Annotated in this window: 10 protein-coding genes and 1 riboswitch; of the genes, 2 read left to right on the plus strand and 8 right to left on the minus strand. The window is 29.4% G+C overall.

What is annotated here, in order from left to right; genetic code table 11:
* Nucleotides 1–168 precede the first annotated feature (168 nt).
* Nucleotides 169–651, plus strand: coding sequence for a CarD family transcriptional regulator (locus tag L1S49_RS06400; protein WP_207650354.1), 483 nt, complete (start codon nt 169–171; stop codon nt 649–651).
* A gap of 48 nt (nt 652–699) precedes the next feature.
* Here the strand turns inward: L1S49_RS06400 and L1S49_RS06405 are convergent, their stop codons facing one another.
* The 4 genes from L1S49_RS06405 to L1S49_RS06420 all read right to left on the minus strand — a co-directional run bounded on the left by L1S49_RS06405 (nt 700) and on the right by L1S49_RS06420 (nt 3,497).
* A complete protein-coding gene (locus L1S49_RS06405; protein WP_021802977.1) occupies nt 700–900 on the minus strand; it encodes a cold-shock protein in 201 nt (66 codons plus the stop codon).
* Between the two features lie 34 nt (nt 901–934).
* Nucleotides 935–1,666 (minus strand): CAP domain-containing protein, encoded by a 732-nt coding sequence (locus L1S49_RS06410; RefSeq protein WP_238903176.1) that lies wholly within the window; start codon nt 1,664–1,666, stop codon nt 935–937.
* Between the two features lie 144 nt (nt 1,667–1,810).
* Nucleotides 1,811–2,677, minus strand: a complete 867-nt coding sequence (dapA, locus tag L1S49_RS06415; protein WP_238903178.1) for a 4-hydroxy-tetrahydrodipicolinate synthase — start codon at nt 2,675–2,677, stop codon at nt 1,811–1,813.
* A 97-nt stretch (nt 2,678–2,774) separates the two neighbouring features.
* Nucleotides 2,775–2,948: riboswitch (Lysine riboswitch) on the minus strand.
* A gap of 48 nt (nt 2,949–2,996) precedes the next feature.
* Nucleotides 2,997–3,497, minus strand: coding sequence for a hypothetical protein (locus tag L1S49_RS06420; protein ID WP_238903180.1), 501 nt, complete (start codon nt 3,495–3,497; stop codon nt 2,997–2,999).
* Nucleotides 3,498–3,906: 409 nt separating this feature from the next.
* Between L1S49_RS06420 and L1S49_RS06425 the strand changes: the two genes are divergently transcribed.
* The gene (locus L1S49_RS06425) at nt 3,907–5,703 is read left to right on the plus strand and encodes a methyl-accepting chemotaxis protein (RefSeq protein ID WP_238903182.1); all 1,797 of its coding nucleotides are present in this window, start codon (nt 3,907–3,909) and stop codon (nt 5,701–5,703) included.
* Between the two features lie 42 nt (nt 5,704–5,745).
* Here L1S49_RS06425 and L1S49_RS06430 read toward each other — a convergent pair whose 3' ends face one another.
* The 4 genes from L1S49_RS06430 to L1S49_RS06445 are packed head-to-tail and all read right to left on the minus strand — an operon-like array spanning nt 5,746 to nt 12,191.
* Entirely contained in the window at nt 5,746–8,508 is a 2,763-nt protein-coding gene (locus L1S49_RS06430) for a VWA domain-containing protein (protein WP_238903183.1), read from the minus strand.
* Between the two features lie 11 nt (nt 8,509–8,519).
* A complete protein-coding gene (locus tag L1S49_RS06435; RefSeq protein ID WP_238903184.1) occupies nt 8,520–10,319 on the minus strand; it encodes a BatA and WFA domain-containing protein in 1,800 nt (599 codons plus the stop codon).
* 10 nt (nt 10,320–10,329) lie between these two features.
* Complete coding sequence (locus tag L1S49_RS06440; RefSeq protein WP_238903185.1) at nt 10,330–11,211, minus strand: DUF58 domain-containing protein; 882 nt, start codon at nt 11,209–11,211, stop codon at nt 10,330–10,332.
* Between the two features lie 2 nt (nt 11,212–11,213).
* The gene (locus L1S49_RS06445; protein ID WP_073020947.1) at nt 11,214–12,191 is read right to left on the minus strand and encodes a MoxR family ATPase; all 978 of its coding nucleotides are present in this window, start codon (nt 12,189–12,191) and stop codon (nt 11,214–11,216) included.
* Nucleotides 12,192–12,194 lie beyond the last annotated feature (3 nt).

The raw sequence follows: 12,194 nt of genomic DNA on the forward strand, positions 1-12,194 counted from the left end.
CAACTAAATTAAAATTATTATACCATAACTTAAAACTCATTACCTTATCCCTATTTTTCTGTATTTTTATATTGACACCTCTATAAAGTCTATGTTATTCTATAAATTTGTTATTTTTATCGATATGTGGTATACTATATATAAATTATACAATTGGAGCGTGATTATTTGTTTAAGATTGGTGATAATATTGTTTATCCAATGCAAGGTGCTGGTACTGTAACTGCTATAGAAGAAAAGGACTTATTCGGAGAAAAACAGAACTATTATATAATAAACTTACTTAATAATATGCAAATTATGATACCATCCGAGAAAATATCTGCTATAGGGATACGCTTTGTAACTGATTCTAACACCTTAGAAACTGTACTTTCAAATCTTCGTAGTGTTGATTTATATACAAACGAATCTCTTACATACAAAGAAAGATACACTATTAATATGACCAAAATTAAATCTGGTGATCTTATTCAAAGTTCAGAAGTTATCCATGATTTAATGATTTTAGAAAAAGGGAAAGCACTTAATAGCAGTGAAAAACAAATGTTAAACAGTGCAAAAAAACTTTTACTTAGCGAAATTTCTTTAGCTAAAGGTCTAACTGAAGAAGAAGCTAATACTCTTTTATGTAGTTCAGTGTATAATTAAATGCAACAAAAAAGCTGTTAGTAACCTAACAGCTTTTTTGTTGCATTTTTACATTATAGATACATTCTCAGCTTGTGGTCCTCTGTTTCCTTCAACCACGTCAAAACTTACTCTTTGACCTTCTTGAAGAGTTTTGTAGCCATCTCCTTTAATTGCAGAAAAATGTACAAATACATCTTTTCCACCCTCAATTTCAATAAATCCAAAACCTTTTTCTGAATTAAACCATTTTATTGTTCCTTCTTTCATAGATAAAAAAACCTCCAAAAATTAAGCTTTATAATTAAGCTTTATAAAATATTTGTGTAGCGTAATACTTTCCATTATTATAGTAGACTCCTATACCTATTTCATCATAATTATTAGAAAGTATATTAGCTCTATGTCCTGGTGAGTTCATCCATTGATTAACTGTATATGCACCAGTAGGAGTCATTCCTGTTGACGTATATATATTCTCTCCCATTGCAGAATATCTTAAACCATTATCAGTTAACATTTTTCCTGGATCTCCATAGGTTGGAGATGTATGTGAAAAATAATTTTTGTCATGCATATCCTTGGATTTCATAGCTGCAAGCTTAGATACCTCACTATTTAACTTTAATGGTTGAAGCCCTTGTTTTTGTCTCTCTGCATTAGTGCTGTTTAATATGTCTGTTACAAGATCTCCTGATGCTTGATTTACATCCTTATTAGTGTCCCCAGCAGCTGGAGTTTGCGTATTATTATTTGTTGATGGTTGTGTTGTACCGGTTCCTGGTGTTGCTGTACCAGTTCCTGGAGTAGTTGTTCCCGTTCCTGGTGCTGCTGTTCCGTCACCTGTCACTCCAGGAGCAGGTAGATTAGAATCTGGTGTTCCAGGTACTTCAGTTGCATTTTCATTAGTTGGATTTTCTATAGTTTCTGGTGTTGTCTCTTCTGTAACATCATTAGGATTATTAGCTTTATTACATCCATATAAAGGCAAACCTAAAAGCATAGCACTCATAATTAAAGAAATTAATTTTTTCATTACTTCACCTCCTACAATTATTGTGAGCTTTTTAAAGTTATTCATAATACTTTTTTACAGGTAATTAAGAGATAATATATTAAGTATGTATTTTTTTAACAAAAAAGCTACAAAACTAATCATCAACTAGTTTTGTAGCTTTTATTAAAATTTAAAAACTTTATCTAATTCTTTTTTAAGTTCATCTGTTATTTCAAGTAGTGGAAGTCTCACTTCTGACGACTCTATTAGACCTAATTTATATAAGCAATATTTTAAAGGTGTTGGGTTTGGTTCCTTAAATAAAAGCGGAACAAAACTATATAATTCTTTCCACGTTTCTAAAGCAGCTAAATGATCATTGTTTTTAATATCATTATATACTTTAACAAATTCTTCCGTTCTCATATGTGAAGAAGCTAATATTCCTCCATCTCCACCTAATGCAAGAGTTGAGAAGAAAGAAGCATCTTCTCCTGTTAATATAGATAAATCTTTCGGAGGATCTAATAATAAATCTGTACTTTGTTTCATATCACCACACGAGTCTTTAATAGCTACTATATTTTTAAGTTCTGCTAACTTGTGAATAGTTTCATTTTCGATATTTCTTCCTGTTCTATATGGTATATTATATAAGATTATATCTAAATAAGTTGCTTCAGATATAGTTCTAAAATGCTCATATATCCCTCTTTGATCTGGTCTTGAATAATATGGAGATACTGATAATATCCCATCTACTTTATATTTTTCAACAACTTTAAGTTTTTCAATTAACTTCTTAGTATTATTACCGCCTAATCCTATATAAACAGGAACTTTTCCATCTACATATTCCATAGTTTTTTCAACTATCTCTTCATATTCTCTATCTGATATTACTGGACTTTCACCAGTAGTTCCAAGTGGTATGAATCCATGAATTCCTTTTGTTAAATAGTTGTCCACCATTTTTTTATAAGAATTAAAATCCACCTCATCGTTTTTAAATGGCGTGATTAATGGAACAAATACTCCTCTTAATGACATAATATATTACCCTCCTAAAGCATTAAATTAAATTTAAAATAAATAAAGCCCTGGAAAAAATCCAAGGCTTCTTACTCATACAAAATAAGAATAAAATCCATTGGATAGCTCTCCACAAAAAATTGTGACAATCTTACATATATTTTATGCAAGACCAGCGATATAACCCTTAAAGCGTAGGTTACATACTTCGGCGATGGTTCCTTTCTCATTACTTCTCAGTGCTTACCTCCATAATGATACTATTAAACATCGCGCCTCTATCTCAAAACTATTACTTTTCGTTAATTATACATTCATATCTGCTTTTAATCAAGTATTAATTTAATATATCTTTCAAACTTAAGTCAAGAGATTTTGTAACCTCATCTAATTTTTTAGTTTGTTCTTTTACATTATTGGCTGTCTCATAACCTTTTCCAACTATTATTGCTGTATCTAATGCATTTAAATATCTATCATTTATAAGATTTATTTCACTGCTATGTTCTAATTTTCCGACCTCACTTTTAATTTCTACTAATCTATCTGTATTTTCTTTAACGTTTTTACCTTCTTTAATATCATTTACAAGATTTATTGATTCTTTAGATATTGAAGTTATATTTTTAAAATATCCATAGTCCACCTTATATCTATTGATTTCATAGCTTATAGATTTTTTAGTAATTAGTATATTGTACGCGCTAACCCCTAGAGTCAATATAAGTATAACTAATATAATAAATTTTATAATTCCTTTAATAAATTTTACAGCTATATATAATAATATAATTGCAACTAATAATATTATTATATTTTCTAAATTTATTCCTGACATTTCACTCTTCCTTTCATTAATTCCTATTATAACACAAAAAAACTGAGAATAGTTCCCAGTTTTTATTTTAGTGTTTATTTCTTTTGTTTTGAATTTCTGGAACTGGTTCTACAGTGTTCTTTTTAGGTGTTTCAAACCTCTTACTATTCCATGAAGATTGTTGATCCTTTTTAGCCATAATCTCACCTCCATCAAGTATCTAAAATGTAGTTTCTACACTAATATGTATTTTATTCAATTTGTTTTTTACTTCAACTTTATAACTTTATTAAAACTAGATTAAATATCCTAATGAAGCTTGACATAAAGATATTTATTTAATTATACTGTTGATATAATTTGGATTTATTACCAGTTTTGCTTTATATAAAAAAATAGAAATATTTACAATATAAATTAAGGAGAAAAAATGAGAAATAAGAATAAAATATCTAATAAAAAAGATAAATTTGAAAAATCTAAAAACAGTACAAGCCATCTTATTAAAACTAAAGAAAATAAATTTTACAACTCTTTAGAAATCCTTAGCATAAAAACCATATTAAGAAGTATCTCAACAATTGCTGTAATTTTTATACTTATTATAGGATTTATAGGATACACTAATATTCAAAAAATTAATAAATATCAAAATGAAATATATAACAACAACCTAATTCCTATTACCTCCATACAAAATATTGAAAGTTCCATTTTAAAAGCTAAGATAGCGTCAAAAGAAATCTTAAGTAATTATACTATTGTTAAAGAATCAGAACTCTCTACTCTTCAATCAAATATAACTAAAAATATGGATACTTTCTCAAAAAATATTAAAATAGATGAAACAGAAAATAAATTATATGTAGGCTTAACTCAATCAATAGATATTTATTTTTTATCAATAAATAATTCAGTTAGTAAATTAAAAAACTCTAAAGAATTAAATCAAGATGAAATTACTCAAATTACATCAGCCGAAGATAACATACTTGAAAATATTAAAAATCTTAAAAATTATGAAATTAATTCAGCTGACGAACTTAATAAAAACGGAGAAAGTACATATAAAAGAACTTCAAACGCTTATTTAATTTTACTTGTAATAATTGTAATCATTGGATATTTAACAACAGTAGTTTTTAGAAAACTAGTACAACATATGTCTAGAAATATATATGAAAAAGTAAAGATTTTATCTAGTGGAGATTTTACAGTTCAATTTGATACACACTCTAATAATGAATTTGGGTTAGTTAGTAGAGAGCTTCACAAATCAATAGAAGCTATATCTCAAATGTTAAATAAAATAAAAGCTATCTCAAGTGAGGTTTTTGACCAAAGCAGTTCTCTATCAGCTATCTCTGAAGAGATGAACTCTTCAGCAGAACAGGTATCATCAGCAATAGAAGGGGTTGCAGATGGTGCAACTAATCAATCTCAGGAGCTTATGAATACCTCAGAACTTTTAAATAATTTTTCAAACAATATGAATTCTATTTTAACTTCTATTCATAACGTAGATGAAAAGGCCTCTGTAATAAACAAAGAGATTTCACTCAGTAATGAAGACCTAAGTATTTTACTAAATTCCATACATAAAATTACTTTTGAATTTAATGAGGTATCCAAAAAAATTCTTACTTTAGGTAATGATATTAGTCAAATAAACAAAATTACGGACATTATCCAAGATATAGCAGATCAAACTAATCTTTTATCACTAAATGCCATGATAGAATCTGCAAGAGCAGGTGAGGCAGGAAGAGGATTTGCAGTGGTAGCTGATGAAATTCGAAAACTTGCTGAACAAACTAAAACTTCTTCTAAAGATATTAATGACTTAGTTGGTTCAGTCTCTAATGAAGCGGATTTAGTAATTAATACAACAAACAATGTTAATTCAACTTTAAAGGAACAATTAACTATAGTAAAAAAATCAACTGATTCTTTTAAGTCTATAATTGATTCTTTTTCAAATATGCTACCTGAAATTAAAAGCGTAGCTAATCAAGCTTCTATTATAGATACAGAAAGAAACTCAATAATTACAAATGTAGACTCAGCTTCATCAATATCTGAAGAAAACTCTGCCTCAGCTGAAGAAATATCAGCTTCAATTAGTGAAATGAATAAGTCTTCTTATGAAGTTGCTTTATCCTCACAAAAACTAACTGAAATAACTCAAGAAATGATTAATAGAGTTAATACTTTTAAATTATCTTAAAATAACAGCAGATAGGTCTTGTAATCCTATCTGCTGTTATTTTTAAAATTTATTATTGTTTCTATCTTGTTTTTTCTTTAATAATGAGGAGGTATCAAGAACATCCTTTTTATCCTTCTCTTTACTTTTTTCCTTTTTAGGAATTGCTTTCTTTTTTGGTTCTGGGGGCAATTCCTTAGAAACCTCTTCTTTTATCTTAACTTCCTTCTTTACCAAAGGTGTGTTTTTTGTTGATTTTTTATTTATAAACTTTTTTAAGAAATTAATATTTATATTAAAATCTAGTCTTCTATAAGCTATTTCAAATAATAATAACAACATCGCTAATATTGATAATGGCAGTGATAAATTTACTCCTCCCATTACCTTTTTAACTTCTCCTGTAAATACTTCTTTAGGAAGTTTTATGAAGGTTCCCGATGTTTCATCAACATATCTCTCTAATACACTACTATCTTCAACAAGTTTATATTCTATTGGATATTGAAGTGCTATAACTCCATTTTTAGTTGCATTTATTTTTCCATCAAGCTCTTCTCTAACACTTATTGAATAGAATCCAGTTTCATCTAAGTTAGCAGTCTTTTCATATACTCCTGGAGCCTTAATTTCAAGTTCAAACTCTCCTTGAGTGCCATCTTCTTTTGTATATATTCCTGTTACCTTGCTACTATCAGGAAGCTCTTTAGTTTTATACTCAATTTTAGCTTCATTTCCACTTACAGCTATATTTAAGTTTCCACCTTCAGAGGAATAATCTTCAAGGCTCCAGTTAAGAATATTATTCCAGAGCTTTTTGTATCCTTCCCAACTAGTATAATTTCCATCCCATTTGCCTGAAACGTCTGGAGTCCATGCTACAGTTCTTCCAAGTCCATACTGCCATAGGGCTAAAATTGGATCATCCTCATCAGAATTAAGAATTACCGTTGCTTGCTCCTTCTGGGATGTTCCTATATATCCAAGAAGATTTGGAGCTGTATTATCATTAAATACTCCATCTACAACCTCATGAGAGCTTACAAGTTTTGGAGTAAATTCTCTATTATTAACATATACCCTTGCTGCCATAAATATTTCCTTGGCAAATATTCTAGGTATATCTGTATAAATATCAGTATGGTAGCTTCTTCCTTTACCTACCTCAGCTAATCTTTGAAGCAGACTTCTATCTGCATCTTCACCAACAGATACAGTTGACAAAGTTATCTTATTTTCTTCAAGACCACTTAATATATCTGTATACTCTCTAAATCCGTCTTGCCCATCTGTTAATAATATAATATGTTTTATTTTCGCATCAGCTGTTTTTTCATATTCATAAGCTTCCTTTAATGCCGGATATATACTTGTTCCACCTTGTATTTGAATTCCACTTATCTTTTCTTTAACTTCTTCTTTATTAGATCCACTACCACCTTTAACCACCCACTCATATTTATCATCAAAGGCTATAACGTTTATTTCATCCCCTTCTCTAATAGTGTCAACAGCCTTTTGAGCTGCTTCTTTTGCAAGAGTAAGCTTAGAAACTTGACCATTTCCCCCACTCATACTACCAGAGTGATCTATGACAAGTGTTATACTCATCTTAGGGATTTCCTTTTTCCCTCTCATATCCATGTATACAGGAAGAACATTCTCTAGTGGAGTGTCCATGTAACCTCCTAATGCATAGGAGTTCTCTCCACCTGTGGTTATAAAAGCCCCCCCATACTCCTTAACATATGTTTCTAGGGAATTTTTAAATCCTTTAGGAATGTCGTCCACATGTGAGTTAACAGATATTATACCTTTATACTCTAACATCTCTTTTAAGTCACTTGGAGCTTCACTGGCTAACCCTCTATCATAACTATAACCTAAAGACGATAACATATTAACTAAATTATCAGCTTCTCCTTTAGTTCCTTCAGCTATAAATACTTTTTCTTTTGATACAACGTTAGTAAACCCTATATACTCATTGTTTTTAAGCTCTGTATCTTCTTCTGGTTGTATTACTACTCTATAATTTTTAAAACCACCTGTAGTTTGCACATCTTTAAATACAAAGCTATTGTTACCTTTTTGAAGATTTACTTCTGTTTCTCCTTTAAGATTTCTTCCAGCATATAAAAACACCTTAGATTTAGTTTGAATATTCGAGTATATGTTAACTCCTATAGAAAATTCATCACCCATAGTTATTTTCTCAGGAAGTTTTAAAGCATCTACATAAACCTCATTTTTCACAGCCTTTTCAACCTTAAATATTTTCATATCTATGTTTTGTTCTATTATTGATGGAACAGTCTTCTCTATCTCTCCTAGATTCTCTTCTCCATCAGTTATAAGAACAATTCTTTTTCCCTTATCTGCTGGGAAAAGGGAAAGTGAGGTATTTATTGCATTTTGAATATTAGTTGCAACAGCCTTTGGTTTTGACTCTATTGAATTTATCCCTTTACTGTTCGAAATAAATTTTTCAACCTTAGCATCTTCACCAAAAACAACTACTCCAGAATAATCTCTTGTTCCCATTTCTTTAAGTGCATCTTTTATAAAAGTTTCTCCACTATCTTTAAATTCATCATTAGAATAAGATAAATCTAAAAGAAAAACTGTGGCGGTGTCCTTTGTAATCTTACTTATTCTAATATTAACTAAAGATAATATTAAAAATAGTACAACTAAACATCTTGTTATAACAATTAAAAGTTTTCTATCCTTTGTCTCTCCTATGTTTTTACTAAAATATATAACGAAAATCAGACACAAAGGTATTAATAAAAGATATAACGGTGCTAAAAACTCTATACTCATAATTAATTACCTCAGCTCCTTTTCCCGTAGATATACCATTCTACCATGAGAATTATAATGGATAGAATAATAAGTATAGGTGTCAGATTTCTTCCACCTTTAATTTTAAATTCTTCTTTACCTTCAGCTGTTACGCCCTCTTCCTTCATATCAGACTCTAGTTGAGAAGGGAAGTTTACAGCTAAAATTTCTTCTTTTTCTTCTTCCAAAACCTTTTGTTTAACTGTATATATCCCAGTATTTAATGTGCCATCATAATTTTTCATAGGAAATCTTAGTGCCATTACTTTTTCCTCGTTGTCAGGAGTATATATTCTTATATTTTCTCCGTTAATATTAGGAGTAAGCTCCACTTCTTCTCCTGCTATATAATCTCCTTTTTCTAATATCCCACTAAGACTTAAGTAATTAATCATATTGTGAACCATAATAGGAAACTGAGGTTTTAATACTATATCACTGTCATTTAACTTAAATGGAAGTACTATTAATTTTCTTCCATCCTTTTCACCATAAAAGGCTGCTTCTTTTTCACCTATGTTTAGAAAGCTTTTTAAATAACTTACTTTTTGTATATCCTTAAAACTTCTAACCCCAAATTTAATATTTTTTATATTCTCTGTTATAGTGTTACTTTCTGTTACATTACCTTCTCCACCTTCAATATCTTCTCCTACTGTAAACAAATCATTTGTAGGGGTATTTATAAATATTAAATTTCCTTTTGCAGGTAGTGAATCAGGAACAATTCCATCAAATATATAAATATCATATTCATCTTTTTCATTATAATTATCTAAAGAATTAACTTTAAATACCTCTATTCCTTGGACAGTAGCTAATGCTTTCTCCATGAAAATATTCTTTTCTGAAAGCAATAATATCTTTTGACTTTTCTCAGTTCTAACCAATGAATAATATATATTGTCTTCCATAAGGTCATCTTTTTCTGATAGTTCTCCCTTAAATATAGATATATTTCTATCCGTAACCTTAAAGGAAATATTGATGCTTTCTCCTGAAGATAAGTTTAAAGACTTTACTTCAAGAATTTTATTATCTCCATAAAGTGAGAAGTCTCCCTCATAACTTTCTGCTCCCCTATTACTAATCCTAGCAACAACAGAAATATTATCTTTTTCTAACTTATAGCTTACTAAATCAATCGCTGCATTTTTCCCTTTCTTGGCTAAATTATATATACTGCCTTTAATATCCTCTAAAGAAAATTCTTTATCAGTTACGAAGATAGCCTCACTACCTTCTCCTGAATTACTTAGACTTCTTACTAAAGATAATGAATCTTCTATATTACCCGAGCTATCTGTAACTTTAAGATCATCTATCTTCTTTATAATTTCATTTTTATCTCTTCCATTTGAAAGTTCAACTTTACTTTCTTTTCCTGAAGTTATTATAGTGATATTTGCTCCTTCTTTAGTTGAATTAATAAGCTTTTTTATCTCTTCTCTTCCTCGTTCAAACTTTGTTAGCTCTCCTATTTTCCCTTTCATACTGCCAGTAGTATCAAATACTAAAATTAAATTCCTAAATTCTCTGCCTCCAAAAAGAGTTAGTGGTTCTAAAAAAGAAAATATTAAAAAGATTAATATTAAAATTTGCAGAAACATAAGAATATTTTTCCTTAGTTTTTCCCAAGGGGTTTTTGCTTTTACATCTCTAAATACTTCCCTCCAAAGAACTAAGGAGGGAACATCTTCATTTTTTCTCTTCTGTTTTAGCATGTATAATAATATAACGCCTGCTATACTTAGAGAAAATAACAATGGCCATAGTCTTACAAAGCTCATATTCTCCTCCTTATTTTCTATTAATTATTCCTCTAGAGGTAAATTCTTTGAATATTATTTTTTCTAAATTATCTTTAGTATTAGCCAAAATATAAGTAGCTCCATATTTTCTACTCAAGGTTTTTATATCTTTAATAAACTCATCAAGTTTATCTTTATATATTTCCATTGCTTTTCCATAGAGACTTATATCCATTTTATTATCTTCTTCTATATCATTTAGCTTTAAATCACCTCTTAAGGTTGGTTCAAGCTCCTCTTGACTCAATACTTGAACTAATATTATTTCCTGACCCTTATGTTTTAAAAAAATCAAAGTTTCTTTTAATTCCTCTAAATTATAAAAATCAGATAAAATTACGCTAATGCCTTTTCCCTTGATAGGCAAAGTTTTAATATTTCTACCTAAATTAGTAGTCCCATTAAATTCTATAGCTTCTAAGTATTTAAGTATTCTGTTTATACCTGCTCTTCCTGAAATAGTTATACCTTCTTTATTTTCTTCACTATTAAAAGGGAATAATTTAACTCTATCATTTCCATTTAATACAATATGACTTATAGCTCCTGCTAATCTTAAAGAAAAAATCCCTTTATTATGAGCACCAAAGTGCATAGATTTACTTGTATCTATAAAAATATTAAATAAGGCTTCTCTTTCCTCCATAAATATCTTAAGATATAACTTATTAAACCTTCCATAAGCATTCCAATCCACTCTTCTAAAGTCATCACCTGGGCTATACTCTCTAAAATCAGAAAACTCTACACTAACTCCTTTTTCTTTTGACCTTCTTCCACCTGCATAAGCAGAATTAATAGGAGTTTTCATGATAATTTTTAGATTTTTAAGCTGATTAAAAAAATCTTTGTCAAAAATTTTCTCCTGCATAACTATATGACCTTAATTTCTTCTATAATTTTATCTATTATATAATCTGGAGTTATACCTTCTGAAACTCCTTCAAAGTTAAGGAGTATCCTATGTCTTAAAATTGGATAAGCTACGTTTTTAATATCATCAAAACTTACATTATATCTTCCTTCCATCAAAGCCCTAACTCTAGATGCATTAAATATCCCTTGAGCTCCTCTTGGACTTGAACCTATAGCCACATACTTTTTAGTTATTTCTGGAGAATCCTCTAACTCTGGATGAGTGGCAAGTACAAGCTTTAGGGCATACTCCTTAACCCCTTCTGCCATAGGTAAATCCTTAACTAAACTTCTTATATTTAATATATCTTCACCGGATATTATCTCAGTTAACTCCACTTTTTTGTTTGTTACTGTTATATCCATTATCTGCATAAGCTCATCAAGGTTTGGAAACTTCACTTGTAGTTTAAATAAAAATCTATCTAACTGTGCTTCAGGTAGAGGATAAGTACCCTCCATTTCTATAGGATTTTGAGTTGCTAAAACCATAAATGGCTCTGAAAGCTTATAGGTATTATTACCAACAGTTACTGTCCTCTCCTGCATAGCTTCTAATAGCGCAGACTGAGTTTTAGGAGTTGCTCTATTTATTTCGTCTGCTAATAAAAGATTTGTAAAAACAGGTCCTTTTTCAAATTTGAATTTATTTACTCCTTCTTCATTAACTATGATATTTGTTCCAACAACATCTGCTGGCATCAAATCAGGAGTAAACTGTATTCTTGAGAAAGAAAGATTTAAAACTTTAGATAAAGTCTTAACTAACTGGGTTTTTCCAAGTCCAGGTACTCCTTCTAAAAGGATATTTCCACCTGCAAATATCCCCATTAAAACTCCATCTATTATATCTTTTTGGCCAACTATTCCTTTACCTATTTCTCTTTTACACTCATTTATTTTTTCTAAAACATCTTTTATGTTATCTACGTCCATATT

Source organism: Clostridium sp. YIM B02506, from assembly GCF_022324845.1.
Taxonomy (GTDB): domain Bacteria; phylum Bacillota; class Clostridia; order Clostridiales; family Clostridiaceae; genus Clostridium_T; species Clostridium_T intestinale.